At 63.7% G+C, this 20204-nt stretch carries 19 protein-coding genes; 8 read left to right on the top strand and 11 right to left on the bottom strand.

The genetic code is table 11. From position 1 onward, the window contains the following. Positions 1–59 precede the first annotated feature (59 nt). From paaA to paaZ, 6 genes are read left to right on the top strand one after another with little or no spacing between them, the layout of a single operon-like run. On the top strand, positions 60–1052 hold the full coding sequence (paaA, locus tag G7016_RS15590; RefSeq protein WP_181115943.1) for a 1,2-phenylacetyl-CoA epoxidase subunit PaaA: 993 nt from the start codon (positions 60–62) through the stop codon (positions 1050–1052). A gap of 18 nt (positions 1053–1070) precedes the next feature. Further along, positions 1071–1352: a 1,2-phenylacetyl-CoA epoxidase subunit PaaB gene (paaB, locus tag G7016_RS15585; protein WP_181115941.1), complete on the top strand. Its 282-nt coding sequence runs from the start codon at positions 1071–1073 to the stop codon at positions 1350–1352. Positions 1353–1361: 9 nt separating this feature from the next. Then, positions 1362–2123, top strand: coding sequence for a 1,2-phenylacetyl-CoA epoxidase subunit PaaC (gene paaC, locus G7016_RS15580; RefSeq protein WP_181115938.1), 762 nt, complete (start codon positions 1362–1364; stop codon positions 2121–2123). Beyond that, positions 2110–2643, top strand: coding sequence for a 1,2-phenylacetyl-CoA epoxidase subunit PaaD (gene paaD, locus G7016_RS15575; protein WP_181115936.1), 534 nt, complete (start codon positions 2110–2112; stop codon positions 2641–2643). The genes paaC and paaD overlap by 14 nt, the downstream gene beginning before the upstream one ends. A 22-nt stretch (positions 2644–2665) precedes the next feature. After that, entirely contained in the window at positions 2666–3748 is a 1083-nt protein-coding gene (paaE, locus tag G7016_RS15570; protein WP_181115934.1) for a 1,2-phenylacetyl-CoA epoxidase subunit PaaE, read from the top strand. A 25-nt stretch (positions 3749–3773) separates the two neighbouring features. After that, complete coding sequence (gene paaZ, locus G7016_RS15565) at positions 3774–5828, top strand: phenylacetic acid degradation bifunctional protein PaaZ (protein WP_181115932.1); 2055 nt, start codon at positions 3774–3776, stop codon at positions 5826–5828. Between the two features lie 33 nt (positions 5829–5861). On the opposite strand, the gene G7016_RS15560 is transcribed toward paaZ, so the two are convergent. The 7 genes from G7016_RS15560 to G7016_RS15530 all read right to left on the bottom strand — a co-directional run bounded on the left by G7016_RS15560 (position 5862) and on the right by G7016_RS15530 (position 12774). Beyond that, positions 5862–7151 (bottom strand): Gfo/Idh/MocA family protein, encoded by a 1290-nt coding sequence (locus G7016_RS15560; RefSeq protein ID WP_181115929.1) that lies wholly within the window; start codon positions 7149–7151, stop codon positions 5862–5864. A gap of 81 nt (positions 7152–7232) precedes the next feature. Next, positions 7233–8411 (bottom strand): hypothetical protein, encoded by a 1179-nt coding sequence (locus G7016_RS15555; protein ID WP_181115927.1) that lies wholly within the window; start codon positions 8409–8411, stop codon positions 7233–7235. Positions 8412–8529: 118 nt separating this feature from the next. Next, positions 8530–8739 carry a hypervirulence associated TUDOR domain-containing protein gene (locus G7016_RS15550; protein WP_181115925.1) on the bottom strand — a complete coding sequence of 70 codons (210 nt, stop codon included), beginning with the start codon at positions 8737–8739 and terminating at the stop codon, positions 8530–8532. Between the two features lie 147 nt (positions 8740–8886). Then, the gene (locus G7016_RS15545) at positions 8887–9843 is read right to left on the bottom strand and encodes a 2-hydroxyacid dehydrogenase (RefSeq protein ID WP_181115921.1); all 957 of its coding nucleotides are present in this window, start codon (positions 9841–9843) and stop codon (positions 8887–8889) included. A gap of 25 nt (positions 9844–9868) precedes the next feature. Continuing rightward, positions 9869–10633: an SDR family oxidoreductase gene (locus G7016_RS15540; protein ID WP_181115918.1), complete on the bottom strand. Its 765-nt coding sequence runs from the start codon at positions 10631–10633 to the stop codon at positions 9869–9871. 44 nt (positions 10634–10677) lie between these two features. Continuing rightward, entirely contained in the window at positions 10678–11367 is a 690-nt protein-coding gene (locus tag G7016_RS15535) for a fumarylacetoacetate hydrolase family protein (protein ID WP_181115915.1), read from the bottom strand. A 159-nt stretch (positions 11368–11526) separates the two neighbouring features. Continuing rightward, a complete protein-coding gene (locus G7016_RS15530; protein WP_225776237.1) occupies positions 11527–12774 on the bottom strand; it encodes an MFS transporter in 1248 nt (415 codons plus the stop codon). 472 nt (positions 12775–13246) lie between these two features. Here G7016_RS15530 and G7016_RS15525 point away from each other — a divergent pair, with 472 nt between their 5' ends. Further along, entirely contained in the window at positions 13247–14155 is a 909-nt protein-coding gene (locus G7016_RS15525) for a helix-turn-helix transcriptional regulator (RefSeq protein WP_181115910.1), read from the top strand. Positions 14156–14173: 18 nt separating this feature from the next. Here the strand turns inward: G7016_RS15525 and G7016_RS15520 are convergent, their stop codons facing one another. From G7016_RS15520 to G7016_RS15505, 4 genes are read right to left on the bottom strand one after another with little or no spacing between them, the layout of a single operon-like run. Next, positions 14174–14974 (bottom strand): SDR family NAD(P)-dependent oxidoreductase, encoded by an 801-nt coding sequence (locus G7016_RS15520; protein ID WP_181115907.1) that lies wholly within the window; start codon positions 14972–14974, stop codon positions 14174–14176. Positions 14975–14997: 23 nt separating this feature from the next. Next, positions 14998–16560: a GMC oxidoreductase gene (locus tag G7016_RS15515; protein ID WP_181115904.1), complete on the bottom strand. Its 1563-nt coding sequence runs from the start codon at positions 16558–16560 to the stop codon at positions 14998–15000. A gap of 48 nt (positions 16561–16608) precedes the next feature. Beyond that, complete coding sequence (locus G7016_RS15510; RefSeq protein WP_181115903.1) at positions 16609–18147, bottom strand: UxaA family hydrolase; 1539 nt, start codon at positions 18145–18147, stop codon at positions 16609–16611. Then, complete coding sequence (locus G7016_RS15505; protein WP_181115901.1) at positions 18144–18842, bottom strand: GntR family transcriptional regulator; 699 nt, start codon at positions 18840–18842, stop codon at positions 18144–18146. The genes G7016_RS15510 and G7016_RS15505 overlap by 4 nt, the downstream gene beginning before the upstream one ends. Positions 18843–19089: 247 nt before the next feature. Between G7016_RS15505 and G7016_RS15500 the strand changes: the two genes are divergently transcribed. Then, positions 19090–20202 carry an iron-containing alcohol dehydrogenase gene (locus tag G7016_RS15500; protein WP_181115899.1) on the top strand — a complete coding sequence of 371 codons (1113 nt, stop codon included), beginning with the start codon at positions 19090–19092 and terminating at the stop codon, positions 20200–20202. Positions 20203–20204 lie beyond the last annotated feature (2 nt).

Genomic DNA, 20204 nt, shown 5'->3' with positions numbered 1-20204 from the left:
GCATTTGATTGCTGTGAGTGTATCGCTTAATAATAGGGTCACCATCCTGGAGGCCATCCATGTACGCGCAATTGGTTGAAACCGGCATCAAGCGCTTGAAAAACCTGGACGAAATGGCCCCGCAAGAGCGGGCGTTCCAGGAAAAGATCGACGCTGAAATCAAGATCGAAGCCAAGAACTGGATGCCCGAGGCCTACCGGCAAACGTTGATACGGCAGATCTCCCAGCATGCCCATTCCGAGATTGTCGGCATGTTGCCCGAGGGCAACTGGATTACCCGGGCGCCCACGCTCAAACGCAAGCTGCAGCTGATGGCCAAGGTGCAGGACGAAGCGGGCCACGGCCTGTACCTGTACAGCGCCATGGAAACCCTGGGCGCCGACCGCGACGAAGAAATCGCCCGGTTGCATGCGGGCAAGGCCAAGTATTCGAGCATCTTCAATTACCCCACCCTCACCTGGGCCGACATGGGCGTGGTGGGCTGGCTGGTGGACGGCGCGGCCATCGTCAACCAGGTGGTGCTGCAGCGCACTTCGTACGGGCCCTATGCGCGGGCAATGGTCCGGATCTGCAAGGAGGAAAGTTTTCACCAGCGCCAGGGCTACGAACTGCTGCTCACCCTGATGCGCGAAGGCAACGACGCCCAGCAGGCCATGGTGCAGGATGCGATCAATCGGTTCTGGTGGCCCTCACTGATGATGTTCGGCCCCAGCGACGCGGATTCCCCCAACAGCGCGCAATCCATGGCCTGGAAAATCAAACGTCAGAGCAACGACGAACTGCGCCAGCGCTTCATCGACCAGACCGTGCCCCAGCTGGAGCTGTTGGGCTGCACCGCGCCCGACCCCGATTTGAAATGGAACGAGGAACGTGGGCACTACGATTTCGGCGCCATCCAGTGGGAAGAGTTTTACCAGGTGCTCAAGGGCAACGGCCCTTGCAACCGCGAGCGCCTGGAAACACGCCGCGTGGCTTATGAGGACGGCGCCTGGGTGCGCGAAGCCGTCGTTGCCTACGCCCGTAAACAACAGCAACGCCACACCGCCGCCTGATCGGCAGGGGAGAACGCCATGGCTGAATGGACCCTCTACGAAGTGTTCGTGCGCAGCAAGCATGGGCTTAACCACAAGCATGTGGGCAGCGTGCATGCCGCCGACGACCGCATGGCCATCGAGAACGCTCGCGAGCTGTACACCCGCCGCAGCGAAGGCGTAAGCCTGTGGGTGGTGCCCTCGGCGCTGATCACCGCCTCGTCCCCGGATGAAAAGGACCCGTTGTTCGCCCCGGCGGACGACAAGGTGTATCGCCATGCCAGCTTCTATGAGCTGCCCCCCGAAGTCGGCCATATGTGAGGCGCTGCCATGAACCCCTTGGACGACAAGATTCACTGGCTGCTGCGGCTGGGAGACAGCGCCCTTATCCAGGGCCAGCGGCTGTGTGAATGGTGCGGCCACGCGCCAGCCATCGAAGAAGAACTGGCGCTGATGAACGTGGGGCTGGACCTGATCGGCCAGGCCCGCAACTGGTATGAATACGCCGTTGTGCTGCTGGCCGATGGGCGCACTGCCGATGACCTGGCCTTGCGCCGCGATGACCGAAGCTTTCGCAACCTCCTGCTGGTGGAGCAGCCCAACGGCGATTACGCGGTGACCATGGCCCGGCAGTTTTTCTACGACGCCTGGCACCACGCGGCCTTGAGCGGCATGGCGGCGAGCCGCGACGAGCATATCGCCGCGATTGCCGGCAAGGCGCTCAAGGAAGTGACCTACCACCTCACTCGCTCCGCCGAGTGGGTGCAGCGCCTGGGCGACGGCACCGAGGTGAGCCACCAGCGCATGTGCGCGGCGGTGGAGCGCTTGTGGCGGTTCACCTTCGAGTTGACCGAAGTGGACGACGCCCAGGCGCGGCTCGCCGCCAGCGGCATCATTGGCAACCCGGCCCAGCGTGCCGAGGCCTGGAACGCCACCGTGGCCTTGGTGTGCGAGAAGGCCACCGTGCCGCTGCCGGCCCCCGCAGTGCCCAATTACCTGAGCGGCCGCAACGGCCTGCACACCGAGCACCTTGGGCCATTGCTGGCGGAAATGCAGTACCTGCAACGGGCGTATCCCGATGCGCGCTGGTGAGCTGATCGGCAGCGACCGCGGCGCCCGCGCAGGCGGGGCGGCGGACATCGCCCGAGCCTGGGCGGTACTCGATGGCGTGATGGACCCGGAAGTGCCGGTGGTGAGCGTGGTGCAGCTAGGGATTGTGCGGGAGGTGGGCTGGGACGGCGGCCATGTGTGGGTGCTGATCACGCCCACCTATTCGGGCTGCCCGGCCACTGAAGTGATCGAGGCGGATATCCGCGCGGCGCTGGAAGCGGCCGGGTTCGAGCTGCCGCGTATCACCGCTCGGCTTGCGCCTGCCTGGACCACTGACTGGATCACCGAGCTTGGCCGCCAGGCGCTGTTGGCCTATGGCATCGCTCCGCCCAGCGGCAGCGCCAGCAAGCGGAGCCTCTTGGGGCCCGCACCAGTGATTGCCTGCCCTCATTGCGGCGCCGCCCACACCGAACGGTTGAGCGAGTTTGGCTCCACGGCGTGCAAGGCGCTTTACCGCTGCCTGGATTGCCGCGAACCCTTCGATTACTTCAAGTGTATTTGAGCGGCGCGCACGGAGAACAACCATGAGCAAGTTTCACAGCCTGCGGATACGTGAGGTTCGCCCGGAAACCCGTGACGCGGTGTCGATCGTGTTCGACATTCCGCCTGAACTCAGCGAGCAGTATCGCTTCACCCACGGCCAGCACGTGGTAGTGCGCGCCCTGGTAGACGGCGAGCAGGTACTGCGCTCCTATTCCATTTGTAGCGGCGCCAATGACGGCGAGCTACGGGTAGCGGTGAAGCGCGTCGCCGGTGGGCTGTTTTCCGTGCATGCCAACGAGGCCCTCAAATGCGGCCATACCCTTGAGGTGATGCCGCCCGCCGGGCATTTCGGCCAGCCGCTGGAGCCATCCCGCCATGGCCATTACCTGGCAGTGGCCGCTGGCAGTGGTATCACGCCCATTTTGTCGATCGTGAAAACCACCCTCGAAGGTGAGCCCCACAGCCGCGTGACGCTACTGTACGGCAACCGGTCCAGTGGGTCGGCCATGTTCCGGGATGCGCTCGAGGACCTGAAAAATCGCTACCTGGATCGCCTGAACCTGATCTTCGTGTTCAGCCGTGAGCAACAGGACATTGACCTGTACAACGGCCGCATCGACGAAGGCAAATGCCGCCAGCTGTTCTCCCGCTGGCTGGACGTCGCGCACCTGGACGCGGCCTTTATCTGCGGCCCACAGGCATTGACCGAAACGGTGCGCGAGCAGCTCAAGGCCAATGGCATGGCGCCAGAGCGTATTCATTTCGAACTGTTCGCGGCGCAAGGGGATGAGCGCAAGCGTGAAGCCCGGCAGGCTCGCGCCGCGCAGGCCAGCGCGGCTGAAACCAGCGAAGTGACGGTGATCAGCGATGGCCGGGCCGTAGCGTTCACCATGCCGCGCAACCGTCAAAGCATTCTGGACGCTGGCAACGCGCAGGGTGCCGAGTTGCCGTATTCGTGCCGCGCCGGTGTGTGCTCCACCTGCAAGTGCAAGGTGCTAAAGGGGGAGGTGGAAATGGACAGCAACTTTGCCCTGGAGGACTACGAAGTGGCCGCCGGCTATGTGCTGTCGTGCCAAAGCTTCCCGCTCTCGAACAAAGTGGTGCTGGATTTCGACCAGCTGTAAACCCACCTCTGGAGAAACAACAACAATGCCCCAGGCCCCTGTGCTGCAGAGTTTCATTGCCAACCGCTGGCTGGGCCAGCACGCCGCTCAACTGCTGCGTAGTGCAGTGGACGGGCAGGCCGTGGCCTATGCCCACGAAGAAACCCCCGATTTCGCCGAAGCTGTGCATTACGCGCGTGGCAAGGGTGACGCGAGCCTGATGAACCTGGATTTCCAGCAGCGTGCTGCGCGGCTGAAAGCCGTGGCGCTGTACCTCAACGAGTACAAGGAGCAGCTGTACGCCATTTCCCGCCATTGCGGCGCCACCCGCGCGGACAGCTGGGTGGACATCGAAGGCGGTACCGCCACGTTGTTCAGCTACGCGGGCGTAGGGGCACGGGAATTGCCCTCCGGCAACCTGATGCACGAGGCCCCGGCGATTCCCCTGGGCAAGCAGAACCGCTTTGCAGGTACCCACATCCTGGTGCCCCGGGGTGGCGTGGCCGTGCACATCAACGCATTCAACTTCCCCATCTGGGGCATGCTGGAAAAGTTCGCGCCCACCTTTCTTGCCGGCATGCCGTGCATCGTCAAGCCGGCCACGGCCACCAGCTACCTGACCGAAGCGGCGGTGCGCCTGATGCAGGCTTCCGGCCTGCTGCCCGAAGGCAGCCTCCAGTTGGTGATCGGCAGCACCGGCAACCTGCTGGACCTGCTCGACGGCCAGGACATCGTCACCTTCACCGGCTCGGCGGACACGGCCGCGCGGCTACGGGTGAACCCCAACCTGGTGCGTAACGCGGTGGCCTTCAATGCCGAAGCGGATTCGCTCAACTGCGCCATTCTGGCCCCGGACGTGACTCCCGATGACGAGGAGTTCGACCTGTTCGTGAAAGAGGTCGCCCGGGAAATGACCGCCAAGGCCGGGCAGAAGTGCACCGCGATCCGCCGGGCCATCGTGCCCATGCGCCACCTGGACGCAGTAGCCGAGCGCCTTAGCCAGCGCCTGGCTAGCGTGGTGGTAGGCGACCCGTCAATAGATGGCGTGAAGATGGGAGCGCTTGCTTCCCATGCGCAGCAGGCGGATGTGCGCGAGCGTGTGGCCCAACTGTTGGAAAGCAGCACGGTGCTGTTCGGCAATGGCCAAGGCTTTGAGCCGCAAGGGAAGGACGCCAGCGAGGGCGCGTTCTTCCAGCCAACCCTGTTGCTCAGCCGCGATCCCCATGCGCCTGGCGGTGCCCATGACATCGAAGCGTTTGGCCCGGTGAGCACGCTGATGGGTTACGGCGATATCGACGAAGCCGTTGTGTTGGCCGCTCGGGGCCAGGGCAGCCTGGTGGCCACCCTGGTGACCCGCAGCGCGGCCACTGCGGCGCGTGTGGTGCCCGCCATGGCGCGCCTGCATGGCCGGCTGCATATTCTCGACCGCGAAGCCGCGCAGGAATCCACCGGCCACGGCTCGCCCTTGCCCATGCTCAAACACGGCGGCCCGGGGCGTGCCGGCGGTGGAGAAGAGCTGGGCGGCCTGCGCGCCGTGAAGCACTACCTACAACGTGCCGCCGTGCAGGGCTCGCCCAGCATGTTGATGGCGGTGACCCAGGAGTACGTGCGTGGCGCAACGGTAATCGAAACCGAGGTGCACCCGTTCCGTCGCCATTTCGAGGACGTGCGCATCGGCGAATCACTGCTCACTCACCGGCGCACGGTTACCGAGGCCGATATCGTCAATTTTGGTTGCCTGTCGGGAGATCACTTCTACATGCACTTCGACGAGCTGGCGGCAAGGGAGTCCCAGTTCGGGCAGCGCATCGCTCATGGGTATTTCGTGCTCTCGGCCGCCGCCGGGCTGTTCGTCTCGCCCGCCCCCGGGCCAGTGCTGGCCAACTACGGGCTGGACGCCCTGCGCTTCATCAACCCGGTACACATCGGCGACACCATTCAGGCGCGGCTGACCTGTAAACGCAAGATCGACCAAGGCAAGCAAAGCCCCAAGGGCGAGCCACAGGGAGTAGTCGCCTGGGACGTGGCCGTCACCAACCAGCATGGGGACATGGTCGCCAGCTACGACATCCTCACCCTGGTGCTCAAGCGCGGCGGGTGAGGCCCTGTTCGCCGGCTTTGCCGGCTCCTGCGGTCAGGCCAGGGGCGGGCCGCGGAAGTGGTCCAGGCCTTCGATGGGCGCCAGTTTCACCGGCTGGCCGGTGCGGGCACTTTCATAGATGGCTTCCATCAGCTTGTGGTCTTGCACGCCTTCCTCTCCCGGCGTGTAGGGTTCGCGCCCGGTGAGTACGCAGTCGGCCATGTGGTCGATTTCCTGGGCGAACTGGTCCTTGGGCTGGAGCGTCAGCTCGGCATTGCGGGTGGCGTCGTCGTCGCGGTCGATGATGGACATCCGCTGGCCTTCGTAGAGGAACGCATTCGGCATGTCGATGGCCGCGCCCTCAAGGTTCAGGTGCTGGTGCTTGTCATCCCTTGCGCCATAACTGGTAAGGCAATTGGCGACGGTGTGGGAGGGAAAGCGCAGCGTGAACTGCACGGTTTCTTCCACCTCGGCGAACCGCGGATCGCCGGGCGGGGACCAGATATTGGCATACACTTCCACCGGCTCCTCGCCGGTGATGAAGCGCGCCGTATTCAGGCAGTACAGGCCAATGTCCACCAGCGAGCCGCCGCCGGCCATCTGCTTCTTGTGCCGCCATTGGCGATCGCCATCCGCCGCCACCGTTTGCGTGTTGATGCCCTGATAGGCCACCAGCCGGCCGTATTGCTTGCTGCGCACCAGCGTCATGGCCCGGCGGTTGTAGGGCTCGTACTGAATGCGGTAGGCCACCATCAGCTTCACGCCGGCCTTGCGACAAGCGTCCACCATGGCCTGGCCATCTTTCGAGGACACTGACATGGGTTTCTCGGTGAGCACATGCTTGCCGGCCTTCGCCGCCCGTTCACAGAATTCCCGGTGCATTGCATTGGGCAGCACGATGTACACCACCTTCACGTCCGGGTTGTCGCGGATGCGGTCGAAATCTTCATAGCTGTAGCAGGCTTGAGGTTTGATCCCGTATTGCGCCGCCACTGTTTGCAATTTCTCCGGGGAGCCAGACACCAACGCCACCGGCCTGGCCTTGAGGGATTTGCCAAAGGCCGGAAGGATTTCCTCCAGCGCAAGGCGCCCCAGCCCCACGATGGCAAAACCCACCCGCTGGTCCGGCGGCAGGGGCTTGGGGGGCGGTGCCGAGGGTGTATCCGCCGGGCCGCGCCAAGCGGGGAACTTCACCGCGCCTTGTTCCACCTTGCCCGTATCGACCGGGGAGGGCGCGGCGAAGGTTTCGGCCATGGCCCGTGGCACCACGGCCGCTGCAGTGGCGGACACGGCGACGAGTTTGCAGAGGGTACGGCGATTGAACGTGGGCGGGTTCTCGCTCATGTGAAGGTCTCGCTGGCGGGCACGTTGAAAAGTCGACCGCCCGGGCCAAGCGTTGGTTTCACCGAGTTGCCACCAGGCGGGTTATTGCCCGGGGCGGCACTGATACCCTTTGGCCTGCTCACGCTTCACCTGGGCCTTGGCTTTTGCCTCGCACGCCTCCGGGTTTTGCTGGGCGTTCCATAACACCGCCGTGGTTTTGTCGATCCGGTAAAGGGTGCGGCACACCGAGCGCGGCTGATTGCCGGGTTCTACCCAGATGGCCCGGGTATCGCCGCGTTTCTCGCACAAGTAACGTGTGGCCCCAGCTGCGGTAGGCGGCAGCGTGTCGGGCTCTACCGCGGGCACGGCGGGCGCGATGGCTGGGGCGCGGCCGTGGGTCAATACCACCATGGGGTACAGTACGCCGCTTTGCAGGCTGGCGGGTACATGCCAGCCGAGTGTATAGCCACGCTCCAGTGCAAGGCTGCCCGCCGGGCGCGGCAGGGTAGCGCTTTGATTGCCAGCGCCCCCGGCTTCGAGCATGCCTTCGTAGGCGGCCACCGGTTCCAGCCCAGCCACAGGCTTGCCGGGCGTGCCTTGGCACTTCACCGTCGCGGACAGGCAGTCCAGCCTGGAGCCCTCTTGCAACAGCACGGCTGCCCCTGATTCGAAAAACAGCGACCGCACCGCCTGCTCATCTCCGCCCGCAGCGGCAATGGCCAGCCCGCCAAGCGCGGCGGCGAGGCTGGTACGGCGTACAACCTGAGGCGAAACGCCGGCGCCAGTGGCGTCCTTTTGCGTGTCCCACAGCGCAGCGGCGCTGATCACGCCTACCCGCAGGGCCTCCAGCGGGGTGGCGTTGGGTTGGTGATAGGCCCACCAGGCGGCGTAAGCAGCCGCTCCCGGCGGGCCGCCGTAGACGCTGCTGGCCAGTTGCGAGGTGGCATTGCCCAGTGTGAAAGCACGGGCCACCCGGTCAGCGCCGTTCTCCTTGCCCACTTCGCTGCCCACGCTGGCCTGCCACAGCGCAGTGAGGTCCGAATCCCCAGCGCCAGCACCACCGCGGCCAGTCATCCAGGCTTCGATGGCCGGCCGGGCAGTATCGCCCCCTACCGCGGCTTGGCCGTCGCCCGGAGGCAGTTGCACCGCAGCGGCGCGGATATCGTTCAGGGCCTGCTCGGCCACGGGGCCCCAACCGGGCCTCAGCATGCCATCAGCCAGGGCTGCGAAGGGGGCGAACAACAAGGGAATGCACAACGATAAGGTAAGGCGTGGGGTCATGGCAGGGCCGGGGCTTGGAACGCTGAAGGGTGTCGTCGACCGCAGCCTGAAGACGTGATGGCCAACAGCTTAGCTCACATACCCCGACCTGCAAGTTGCGGCCGGCATGCAGTAACCTTCAAACCTTGCGCAAGGCATCCCCATGGTGCATCGCACTATGGCCGGTCTTGTCGCTCTTTACTTCGTATTGCGGATTATCCTTCGACGCCGGGCGGTGTTTGCCCATGAACTCCACGTCTTTCACATGCACCTTGGTGACCTTGCCATGGGTTTCTCCGGCCTGGGAGTTCCACGCCACGTTATCGCCCGCCTTGAAGTGTGTGCTCATCGATTGGCCTCCAGATAGGTGCTGTGCCCGTTACCTATGGATGCGAGGGCGTAAGGAGAATTCCCTGAAAATCCGGTACGGCCTGAACGGCGCCGAGCTGTTCGTGGACGGCCAGGCGCAGATCTGAACGTGCAGGAGCAAGCCGGCCTAGCCCGTTACCCGCGCCGAGGGCAGTTGCCCGGCGAAGGTGGCGGCCAGGCTGGCCAGCACCATCCGCCCCATGCGGGTTCGGGTTTGCACCGTAGCGCTGGCGCGGTGAGGTTGCAGCACCACGTTCTCCTGCCCAAACAACGCGGGCGGCACGTCGGGCTCATCCACGAACACGTCCAGCCCGGCACCGGCGATACGGCCCTCCACCAGTGCCGCCACCAGGTCGGGTTCGTTGACCAGCTTGCCCCGGGCGATGTTTATCAGATAACCGCCCTTGCCCAGCGCGTCGAGCACGGCAGCATTGATGATGCCCTGAGCGTTATCGGCCGCCGCAGCGACGATCAGCGCGTCGCTCTCCCTGGCCAGTTCGATCAGGTTGGGTACGAAGGTGTAGGGCACATCGTCCATTGCCTTCAGGTCGGTATAGCGGATGGGGCAACCGAAGGCGCTTGCGCGCGTGGCCACCGCACGGCCTACCCGGCCCAGGCCCACAATGCCTACGCGCATGCCGCTGAATTGCCGTGCCAAGGGCAGCGGGGCCAGCGGTGTGGCGGTGGTTTTCCACAGGCCGGCGCGCACGTAGCGGTCACCCGTGCACAGCCCGCGGCAGGCAGCGATCAGCAGGCCGATGGCCAAGTCCGCCACGTCTTCAGTCAAGGCGCCCACGGTGGCGGTCACATGAATGCCACGGTCCCGGGCATAGGCCAGGTCCACCGCATCGGTGCCTACTCCGTTCACTGCGATCACTTCAAGCTTTGGCAGTTGCTCCATCACTTCACGGGTAATCCCGGTATGGCCGCCGGTGACCACGCCACGGATGTTCGCGCCGTGCTGCCGGAGGAATTCAGCTTTGTCCGCCTGCTCGTAATAGCGGTGAACGGTGTAGTGGGCGTTCAGCTCTTCGAGGATTTCGGGAATCAGGATGGCGCTCAGTTGCAGCACTTCAGGCTTCATCGGGTGTTCTCCTAAAGGGGCTGGCTCAGCCGCGGCCCACGAAGGGCATGTTGGTGGCCATCACGGTCATGTTCAGCACGTTGGCGCTCAGGGGCAGCGCGGCGATGTAGCGGACGGCGTCGGCCACATGGCTCACGTCCACCATGGGTTCCACGGCAATCTGGCCGTTGGCCTGGCGCACACCCTTGGTCATGCGCACCGACAGTTCGGTAAGCGCGTTGCCGATGTCGATCTGGCTGCAGGCGATGTTGTAGTCGCGGCCATCCAGGGCCAGCGCCTTGGTCAGCCCCAGCACGGCGTGTTTGCTGGCGGTATAAGGCGCGGTGAAGGGGCGGGGTGTGTGCGCGGAAATGGAACCGTTATTGATGATCCGGCCACCCTGCGGTTGCTGTCGGCGCATCAGCCCGAACGCGGCGCGGGCGCACAGGAACACGCCGGTCACGTTGGTATTGATCACGTTGAGCCAGTGCGACACGTCCAGCTCATCCACCGGCACGGCCGGTGCATTGATGCCGGCGTTGTTAAACGCCACATCCAGCCGGCCGTACACCTCTTCAATGGTAGCGAACAGGGCATCGACGCTTGCCGGGTCGCGTACATCGGTCGGCACCGCCAGCGCCTGCTGGCCTTGGGCCTCGGCTTCGGCGACCAGTGCCTGCAGCGGCTCGGGGCGGCGGCCAGCGGCGACTACGGTAAAGCCGTCCGCCAGCAGGCCCAGCGCGACGGAGCGGCCGATGCCGCTGCCGGCACCGGTCACCAGGGCGACTTTCACAGGGGCGTTGGTTGTCATTGTTGGGTGCTCCTTGTGTGGGAAACAGGCTGTGACAAATCAGGTCAGGGGCGCGGGCCAACGCGCATTTCCAGGGAACCGATCCCATCGATAATGGCATTGACCACATCTCCCGGTTGCAAGGGCGCGACCCCGGGTGGGGTGCCGGTCATGATCAGGTCACCGGGCTGCAAGGTAATGTAGGCCGACAGCTGGCTGATCACATCCGCCACGGGCCAGATCTGCCGCGAAAGGTCCGAGCGCTGACGCTCCTGGCCGTTCACGCTTAGCCAGATCGCTCCCGCCTGCGGATGGCCGATGCGCTGGGCTGGCATTAAAGCCGTTATCGGCGCGGCGCCGTCGAATGCCTTGGCGGCTTCCCAAGGCTGGCCCACGGCTTTGGCGGCCATTTGCAGGTCGCGACGGGTGAGGTCCAGCCCGGCGGCATAGCCCCACACGTGGTCCAGCGCATGTGCCGGGTCAATGTTCGAACCCCCCTTGCCAATGGCGACTACCAGTTCGATTTCGTGGCAGAACTCCTCGGTGAGGGGCGGGTAAGGGATTTCACCCGTGGCGTCGATCACGGCGCTGGCGGGCTTCATGAAGTACAGCGGTTTCTCCCTCGATGCACCGGGTACCGCATCCCAGGAATAGTTGCGCCCCAGGCAGAATACCCGGGCCACGGGAAAGCGCAGTTCGCTGTCGCGAACCGGCAGGGTGGTCACAGGCGGTGCCTCGAAAGCCAGTCCAGCCATGGTGTTGTTCCTTGTAATCGCGGTTGGGCAGGGCTCATCCTACGGCGGCGGAGTAAGCGAAAGTTGGACAAAGCGGCGTTGCGAGTGGACGAAACCGGGCAATGCGTGCGGGGGTAAAAAAGGAGCCGCGCGCTGGCGGCCCCAAGGGTGGATGCGCTGTTACCGGGCCTGCAACTCGATGCGGTGCAGGCGCCCCAGCAGGAAGGAATACGACAGGGTGCCGATGGCGGCCACCGCGCCGATGAACCAGAAGGCATAGGCGAACTGGTGGGTGGTTTGCACGATGGCGCCAATCACGATGGGCGTGACAATACCGCCGATGTTCGCGGCCAGGCTGGTGACCCCACCGGTGAGCCCGATCAGCTCCTTGGGCGCCACTTCCGACACCGCCGCCCATGAGGAGGACGCAATACCTTGAGCGAAGAACGCACAGGTCAGCACCGCGATACACACCACGTTGGAATCTGTGAAGTTGACCAGCACGATGGACATCCCTAGCGCGGAGCCCACCACCAGCGGCAGCTTGCGAGCGAACGACAGCGAGTGGCCGCGGCGGATCAGCAGGTCGGAGATGATCCCCGCCAGCAGAATGCCCACCGTGGCGCCAATGAACGGCAGCACGGCGAAGATCCCCACCTTGATGGTGCTCATCTGCCGCTCTTCCATCAGGTAGGTGGGGAACCAGGTGAGGAAGAAGTACAGCGCCGAGGTGCTGGCGAACTTGCCAATGCAGATAGCCCACACCTGGCGATAGCGGAACAGTTCGGTGACCTGGCGCCAGTTGAACCGCGTACGCTGTTGGCTGCTCTTCACCAGGCCGCCGCCGTCTTCGATGTATTGCAATTCTTCCTTGCTGACCTTCTTGCAGTTGAGCGGGTCGCGGTACACGAACAGCCACACCACACCGAACACAATGCCCACGATACCCGTGCTGTAGAACACATGACGCCAATCGTAGGTGGTGGCGATCCACAGCAGTGCGCCGGTGAACAGCGCGGTGCCCAGGTACTGGCCGCACACATAGATGCTGCTGGCCATGCCACGCTCACGGGCCGGGAACCACACCGTCACCGCACGGCTGTTGGCCGGGAATGCCGGCGCCTCCATTGCCCCCACGGCCAGGCGCAGGCCGAACAGCGAAGCAAAGCCGCCCACCAGGCCCTGGCACACGGTAGCGGCCGACCAGGTGATCAGTGAGGCCCCATAGGTGACCCGCGAGCCGAAGCGGTCGGCAATAAAACCAGCCGGCACCAGCGCGAAGGCGTAGGTCCAGGCGAAGGCCGAGAAAATCAGCCCCATCTGGATTTTGTCCAGGCCCAGGTCCTTGGCCATGAACGGCGCGGCAATGGAGATGTTTACCCGGTCTACATAGTTGATGATGGTGGCGATCAACAGCAGGCTGAGCATGAACCATCGCCTGCGGGTGGGAAGGGCGCCGGCTCGGCTGGCCGGGCTTGCCGACGCGGTAGCGCCGGTAGCGGCGGTCGCGCTGTCGGGACCGGGAGGAGGGGCAAATGCAGCGCCGCGCGGTGTATTGAGCATGGGCGAACACCTTCTAATTATTGTTGATAGATGTTGGTGGTGCAGGTTTCAGGTTATCGTACAACTGGCCAGGGTCAACGCCGGTAGGGGTTAAAAACAGGCCCGTTGGTGCAGGTCGTTAAATAAGTGCAAGAAATCCGGCCGGTGCGATTTTCCGGGTCCCTGGGGGTTTGCGCGGTAGGATGTCTGCGCCAGAGCGGTTTCATAACGTGCGGCGCGCTGGCGTTTTTTGGACTTGGCGGTAAACCCCTTCGCAGTGATGACACCGCCAGAAATTCGAGTTGTCCTACATGTTGGGGCAGGCCGCATCTTTCACGGTCGCAGAACAGGAGTAACGATGCCGCCACCTTCTACCCGTGTGCCTACGTTCGGTATGCAACAGCGCAGCGAGCGGCCGGATTTTTATATCCGGGAGAAAACCGCGGAGAACGCCGAAGCGACAGCGCACCGTCACGAATATTTCCAGATCCAGATCAACCTGGGCGGGGACACGGTGCACTACGTCAGCAATGTGGAACGGCCGTTTCCACAGCATGCCGTGGCGTTCATCTTGCCCCACCGGGTTCATCTGATTCCGCCTCCAAAGGGCGGGCGGTTCGTGTTGATCAATTTCGATCAGAATTTCTTACTGCCGCATTTGCAATGCTCACCGCTGGACCTGGAAGACGTATCGATCCAGCAAGCGCCGGAACTCACGCCATTCCGGTTTCAGGCCCAGGTGGATTTCGTGCTTGAAGGTGAGCCGCTGGCCCAAGTGCTCGCCCTGCTCGAGCAAATGCGCAAGCTCGACGGCAACCGGGAATTCGGCACCCGCGAGCAGCTCAAGGGGTGCCTGCTGCAACTGATCGGCATCGTGTGTCGCCGTTACGCCCAACCCCTCACGGCCCTGGCCGCCGGCAATACGGCCCAACGCAGCCGTCGCGATGCGCTGGCACGCATGACCGACTATGTACGCAAGCACCTGGCCGACCCCGACCTGGACCTGAAAACCGTGGCAGCCGCCACGTACCTCTCGCCCAACTACCTCACCCACTGGCTGCGTAAGGAAACCGGCAAGACCTTCAGCGAACTGGTGCTGGAGCGGCGCATGCACTTGGCCCGCAACCTGCTGCTCAACAGTACCCGCCCGGTGGGGGAAATCGCCATTCTGTGCGGCTTCGCCGACGAAGCCTACTTCTCCCGCCGCTTCCGCCAGGCCCACGGCCTGCCGCCGGGGCAATTCCGCCGACGGGATGCGGGGGTGTAGAAGCGAGCGGGCCACGCCTCACCGCAGTGTCAGCCCGCCATCCACGGTCAGCACTTCCCCGGTGGTAAACGAGGAGGCATCGCTGGCCAGGTAGACCACCGCGCCGGCCAGTTCATCTACGCTGCCAATGCGGTTCTGCACGGCGCCTTTGGCCCAGTGTTCGCTGACCACATCCGGGTGCTCTCGCAGTACCTCTTCGGTCAGTTCGGTCATGATGTAGCCCGGCGCCAGGGCGTTTACGCGGATGTTGTGCTCGGCCCATTCCACCGCCAGGCACTTGGTGAGCATATGCACGCCTGCCTTGGAGACGTTGTAGGCCGCGTGGCGAAACGGCCAGTTGACGATCCGCCCGGACATGGACCCGATATTGATGATCGAGCCGCCGCGCTGGTGGATCATGTGCTTGCCCACTTCCCGAGACACCAGGAACACACCGTCCAGGTTGACCGCCATGGTCTGGCGCCAGGTGTTGAGGGTGCAGGCCTCAGCGTGGGCGGGAAGTACGATGCCAGCGTTGTTGACCAGGATGTCGATGCGGGCCCAGCGGGTGATCACGGCCTCGACCATGCGCACCACGTCCGCTTCCACGGCCACATCCGCCTGTATCGCGAAGCTGTCCACGCCTTGGTCGCGCAACTCGGTTGCCAGGCGTTCGGCGCGGTCCAACGAGGAACGCACCACTATCGCAACGTCTGCCCCCTGGGCCGCCAGGGCTTGCGCCAGCCCTTTGCCGATCCCGCGGGAACCGCCCGTCACGATGGCTTTGCGGCCTTTGAGGTTGAAGAGGTTGGCGTAGTCTTTTTGTTGTTGTCCGCTCATGTGCGTTCTGCCTTGGAAATGGGTTAAATGTGAGCCGTCGCCACCTCTTGCGGGATCGAGACGCTCATGCCCCAGTCGCGCAGCAGCTTTTCGCCAGTGCGCAGCGCCTGGGCGACGATGGTCAGCGAAGGATTGAGCGCGGTGGAGGACGGCAGGAAGGACGCGTCTACCACGTAAAGGTTTTCGACGTCCCAGACCTTGCAGTACGGGTCCAGCACGGACGTGGCCGGGTCATTGCCAAATCGTGCCGTGCCGCATTGATGCATCGCGACTTTCACGTCCATCTTGTTGGTGATGATCAGCGGATATCCCAGCGCCCGCATGTGTCGGGTCCACACGTCCACCAGTTCCTGGTGCGCCTTGAGGTTGTTGGCGGTGTAGCTCACGCGAATCTTGCCGTCTTCATCCACCGTGATGCGGTTATCTGGGTCGGGCAGGTCTTCGGACATGATCCACCAGTCCACGCTGCGCTCGGAGAACAACCCCATCATCCATTCAGGCGCCCATCTGGCATTGGCGGTAAGCATGCCGGACTGGAGTTTGCCCAGGCCCTGCACGTTGCCGAGTGGGTAGGGCTTTTCTGTATTGGCGAGGTAATAGTCATTGATGGCCATGGACTTTTGAAACACCACGCGGTTCTTCTTGAATGGCGAAATCGCCATCATTGCGGTGTTGTTATGGGCCATGTAGTTACGGCCCAGCTGGTCGGACAGGTTATTGCCCAAACCGCGAGGGTGCATCGCGTTGGCCGAGCGCAGCAGCAAGGCAGCGGAGTTGATCGCGCCAGCAGCACTCACGAACAGCTCCGCGCTGAGCGTGCGCGCCATGCCCTCATGCTGGATGTCCACCTCCGTCACGCGCTGGCCGCTGGGGTCGGTGACCAGCCGTTGCACATAGGTGTCGGTGATCAATTGCACATCGCCCTTGGCCAGTGCCGGGTCTACCAGGCGCACCTCGGCGTCGCCCTTGGCGCCCAGCTTGCAGGCGAAGCCGTCGCAGGTCGCACAGCGGATACACGCGCCGCCGGGGTGATAGTCGATAGCGATGGGCAGCGGGAACGGGTGCAAGCCGCGGGCGCGCAGCTTTTTGTCGAAGGCCTGGATTTCTGGCTCGTGGCCGATAGCCGCGTGCGGCATGGGCCCAGAGCGCGGCGGTTCGCAGGGGTCCATGCGGGCGGTGCCGTGGGTGCCCAAAAGGCGTTCGGCCTGGTCATAAAAAGGCGCGAATTCGTTGTAGCTCACCGGCCACGCCGGCGCGATGCCGCCTTCGTGTTGCAGCGTTTCGAAGTCCTGAGCGCGAAAGCGCAGGGTTGCCGCGCCGAAGAACTTGCTGTTACCGCCTACGTAGTAATAGGTGCCGGGGTTGAACAGTTTGCCGTCCTTGTCCCGCCATTGCTCCTTGGCCGCGTATTTACGCTTGTGGAATACCGCGTCCACGCTCCAGTTATCGTCCTCGCGAGGCAGCCTTGGGCCGCGCTCGATCATCAGGATGCGCTTGCCGTGACCGGCAAGAATGTTGGCCAGCGCACCACCGCCCACGCCCGCGCCGATGATGATGACGTCGTAATGGTCCTGGATTGTTGTCATTGTTATTTCCTCCGTCAGGCGGTTGCGATCTGCGTCGCATGTGGTGTGTTACATGATCGCGCCTACCTGCCACGGCACGAACTCGTTGTCGCCATAGCCGAACAGTTCGCTGGCGGTGTGTTCGCCAGACGCTGTCGCCAGGATGGTTCTAAAAATGCGTTCCCCCACCTGCTCGATGCTTTCTTCGCCGGTCACGATGGTGCCGCAGTTGATGTCCATGTCCTCCTGCATTCGTTCGTACATGGAGGTGTTGGTGGCCAGCTTCAGCGAAGGGGCGGGCTTGAATCCGGACACCGAGCCGCGCCCTGTGGTGAAGCAGATCACGTTGCAGCCGCCGGCAACCTGCCCGGTCACGGCCACCGGGTCGTAGCCAGGGGTATCCATGAACACAAAGCCGGGCTGGTCGATACGTTCGGCGTATTCGTACACGGCATTGAGGCGGGTGGTTCCGCCCTTGGCCACCGCGCCGAGGGATTTCTCCAGGATGGTGGTCAGCCCGCCCGCCTTGTTGCCGTGGGACGGGTTATTGTTCAGCTCCGCTTTGCTGCGGGCCGCGTAATCGCGCCACCACTCGATGCGCGCGAGCAGTTTGTCGGCAACGGCCGGAGAGGCGGCGCGGCGGGTGAGCAAGTGCTCGGCGCCGTAGATTTCCGGCGTTTCCGACAGGCATGCGGTGCCGCCATTGCGGATCAACAGGTCGGCGGCATAGCCCAGCGCGGGGTTGGCGGAAATACCTGAATAGCCATCCGAGCCGCCGCACTCCAACGCCAGGCGCAACAGGCTGGCCGGTTGCGGTGTGCGCTGGATGTCATTCACCGCGGGCAGCATGGCGGTCAGCGCGGCGATGCCTTCTTCGATGGTTTTACGGGTGCCGCCGCTGTTCTGGATGGTCATGGTGCGGAACGTCGGGCCTTCCTCCAGGCCGTGAGCCTCGAGAATCGCCGGGATCTGGTTGGTTTCGCAGCCCAGCCCGATCATCAACACGCCACCTACATTGGGGTGGGTCGCGTAACCGGCCATGGTGCGGGTGAGGTACAGGTAGCCCTCGGTTTGCGTGTTGATCGCGCAGCCGCCCGCGTGGGTGAGTGCAATCACGCCGTCCACATTGGCGAAGGCATCCAGTGGCCCCGGGCGGGTGAAGTGCGCGGCCACGGCCTTGGCCACGGTGGCCGAGCAATTCACCGAGGAAAGGATCGCGATGTAGTTGCGGGTGCCGGCCTGGCCATTGGGGCGCCCGTAGCCCATGAAGATGGCACGCTCGGCCGGGGCGATCAGGTCAGGCTCGCGCGCATCCACGCAGAATTCGTGCGTGAGCACCACTTCACCGATGGCCAGGTTTTGCGTGTGTACATGTTCACCCAGTGCGATGTCGCGGGTGGCGTAGCCGATGATCTGGCCGTATTTGATGACTGCGTCGCCCTCGGTGATGGCCCGAATGGCGACCTTGTGGCCCTGGGTAATGCGCTCGCGGGGGCTGGCGCCACCCAATTCGTCCAGCGGCACCGGATCCAGCGAAAACCGGGCGATCGCGACGTTATCGTCAGGGTTCAGCCGGATCAACGGGGATTTCCCAACAATGGCTTTCATATGAGCTCTCGTTTTGTTTTAGGGACATCGTCTTGGAACAGGCTGATTTTCTCCTCGTACAGGCCGGCCATGACCGCGAAGGAGGAATCCAGATGAATCCGCATCGCCAGTTCTGCCTGATCCGGGCTGTGGTTCTTCAGCGCGTGATAAATGGCTTCGTGCTGGTCGGTGACCATCGCCAGGTGCCCCGGCACCGGGGCGCTCAACTGGCGCATGCGGTCCAGGTGCACCTTGGCCAGCGCAATGAATTTGCCGATGCGCGGGTAGCCGCTGCTGCTGGCGATTGCATTATGAAAAGCGTCGTCCACATCGATGTACTGGTTGAGCGTGTTGCGCTCCAGGATCACCCGCATGTCATCGATGATCAGTTTCAAATCGACGATGCCCTGGTCAGTAATCTGCCGGGCGGCGCTGCGCGCGCTTTCGATTTCCAGTGCCCGGCGAATGATGAAACCCTCCTGCGCCACCTTGAACGAGATGCGGCTTACGTATGTGCCCGAGTGCGGGAATATCTCCACCAGGTCCTCGTCGGCCAGCCGCTGCAGCGCTTCGCGAAGCGGCGTGCGAGACACGTTGAAGCTCTCGCACAGGTCCTTCTCGGAGATCACCGCACCCGGTGGCATGTCCAGATGAACAATGGCCTGGCGCAGGGAAAGATATATCTGTTCAGCCTTTGGAATTCGTCTGCCATTCATGCGATTTACCGTTAATTCTCTATAAATCAGGCATTTATATAATTATTTCAATTTACGTTGACACGTGATTGGTGGTCTGTCTCTAATAACTCATATATTAGTTGGCGGCACAAGGGATATTTACAGCGCCCTTCGACCCGCGACAACCCATCCCTATGGGCCATAACGAAAACAAGAACGAGGCCGGGCACGCTCCGCGCTCAGTATCGCGGAAGGCGTAGATGGCCCTGATGAGGGAGTCCGCCGTATGCCAACGATCAACTACGTCACCCGTATCGAATTCGACGAAGGCGCTATCAATCGCCTGCCGGCGCTATTGGGGGAGCTGGGTGGCAAGCGCCCGTTGATCGCGACCGATCGTGGGCTGGTCGCCACCGGCCTGGTTGCCAAGGTGCTGGCGTTGTTCCCCGAGCCGTTGGCGGTGTTCGACGGCACCCCGCCCAACCCCACCGAAGAAGCCGTGACCGCGGCGTATGCGATGTATCGCGAGGGCGATTGCGACAGCGTAATCGGCTTAGGTGGCGGTTCTTCCATCGACCTGGCCAAGGCCGTGCGCTTACTGTCTGGCCACCCTGGCCCGCTGGACCAATACACCGCCGTGGCGGGCGGCGTGGGGCGGATCCACGGGCGGATTTGCCCATTGATCGCCATTCCCACCACGGCCGGCACGGGTTCGGAAGTGGGCCGGGCAGCGGTGATCGTGACCGCCGAGGGGCGCAAGCTGGGGATACTTAGCGCGCACATGCTGCCCAGCATTGCGTTGTGCGACCCGGAGCTCACCTACGGCCTGCCGCCCTTGCTCACTGCCGCCACCGGCATGGACGCGCTGGCTCACTGCCTGGAAACCTACATGGCGCCGTCCATCAATCCGCCCGCCGAGGCCATTGCGCTGGACGGCCTGCGCCGTGGCTTCCCGGCCATTCGCGAGGCAGTGGCCGACGGCGGCAACAAGCAGGCGCGTTGGAACATGATGATGGCGGCGCTCGAAGGCGCCATGGCCTTCCAGAAAGGCCTGGGCGCCGTGCATGCCTTGACCCACCCACTGGGCGCAATCCGTGAACCCAACCTGCACCATGGCACGCTCAATGCCGTGCTGCTGCCTGCGGTGCTGCGTTTCAACCGGCCCGCCATCGGCGCCAAATGGGACGTGCTGGCGGGCATTCTCGGCGGCGCGCCAGATGAAGTGATTGCCCGACTGAACCGGGATATCGGCCTGCCGGCGGGCCTGGAGGCCATGGGGGTGACGGAGGAAATGATGCGCAAGATTGCAGGCGAGGCCCTCAAGGATCACTGCCATGCCACCAACCCGCGCCTGGCGACCGAGGCGCAATACCTGGAAATACTGCGCGAGTCGCGCTGAGT

The organism is Pseudomonas japonica, assembly GCF_013522925.1.
Classification (GTDB): Bacteria; Pseudomonadota; Gammaproteobacteria; order Pseudomonadales; family Pseudomonadaceae; genus Aquipseudomonas; species Aquipseudomonas japonica_A.
This window is presented reverse-complemented; position numbering and strand designations above follow the sequence as displayed.

What these genes read in the sequence shown, in the direction of transcription:
- G7016_RS15510 (WP_181115903.1), bottom strand. Translation starts at nt 18,147, where the DNA reads ATGAAAGCCATTGTTGGGAAATCCCCGTTGATCCGGCTGAACCCTGAC.
- G7016_RS15560 (WP_181115929.1), bottom strand. Translation starts at nt 7,151, where the DNA reads ATGAGCGAGAACCCGCCCACGTTCAATCGCCGTACCCTCTGCAAACTC.
- G7016_RS15530 (WP_225776237.1), bottom strand. Translation starts at nt 12,774, where the DNA reads ATGCTCAGCCTGCTGTTGATCGCCACCATCATCAACTATGTAGACCGG.
- G7016_RS15550 (WP_181115925.1), bottom strand. Translation starts at nt 8,739, where the DNA reads ATGAGCACACACTTCAAGGCGGGCGATAACGTGGCGTGGAACTCCCAG.
- paaZ (WP_181115932.1), top strand. Translation starts at nt 3,774, where the DNA reads ATGCCCCAGGCCCCTGTGCTGCAGAGTTTCATTGCCAACCGCTGGCTG.
- paaE (WP_181115934.1), top strand. Translation starts at nt 2,666, where the DNA reads ATGAGCAAGTTTCACAGCCTGCGGATACGTGAGGTTCGCCCGGAAACC.
- paaB (WP_181115941.1), top strand. Translation starts at nt 1,071, where the DNA reads ATGGCTGAATGGACCCTCTACGAAGTGTTCGTGCGCAGCAAGCATGGG.
- G7016_RS15535 (WP_181115915.1), bottom strand. Translation starts at nt 11,367, where the DNA reads ATGGCTGGACTGGCTTTCGAGGCACCGCCTGTGACCACCCTGCCGGTT.
- G7016_RS15545 (WP_181115921.1), bottom strand. Translation starts at nt 9,843, where the DNA reads ATGAAGCCTGAAGTGCTGCAACTGAGCGCCATCCTGATTCCCGAAATC.
- G7016_RS15500 (WP_181115899.1), top strand. Translation starts at nt 19,090, where the DNA reads ATGCCAACGATCAACTACGTCACCCGTATCGAATTCGACGAAGGCGCT.
- G7016_RS15505 (WP_181115901.1), bottom strand. Translation starts at nt 18,842, where the DNA reads ATGAATGGCAGACGAATTCCAAAGGCTGAACAGATATATCTTTCCCTG.
- G7016_RS15515 (WP_181115904.1), bottom strand. Translation starts at nt 16,560, where the DNA reads ATGACAACAATCCAGGACCATTACGACGTCATCATCATCGGCGCGGGC.
- paaC (WP_181115938.1), top strand. Translation starts at nt 1,362, where the DNA reads ATGAACCCCTTGGACGACAAGATTCACTGGCTGCTGCGGCTGGGAGAC.
- G7016_RS15520 (WP_181115907.1), bottom strand. Translation starts at nt 14,974, where the DNA reads ATGAGCGGACAACAACAAAAAGACTACGCCAACCTCTTCAACCTCAAA.
- G7016_RS15525 (WP_181115910.1), top strand. Translation starts at nt 13,247, where the DNA reads ATGCCGCCACCTTCTACCCGTGTGCCTACGTTCGGTATGCAACAGCGC.
- G7016_RS15540 (WP_181115918.1), bottom strand. Translation starts at nt 10,633, where the DNA reads ATGACAACCAACGCCCCTGTGAAAGTCGCCCTGGTGACCGGTGCCGGC.
- paaA (WP_181115943.1), top strand. Translation starts at nt 60, where the DNA reads ATGTACGCGCAATTGGTTGAAACCGGCATCAAGCGCTTGAAAAACCTG.
- G7016_RS15555 (WP_181115927.1), bottom strand. Translation starts at nt 8,411, where the DNA reads ATGACCCCACGCCTTACCTTATCGTTGTGCATTCCCTTGTTGTTCGCC.
- paaD (WP_181115936.1), top strand. Translation starts at nt 2,110, where the DNA reads ATGCGCGCTGGTGAGCTGATCGGCAGCGACCGCGGCGCCCGCGCAGGC.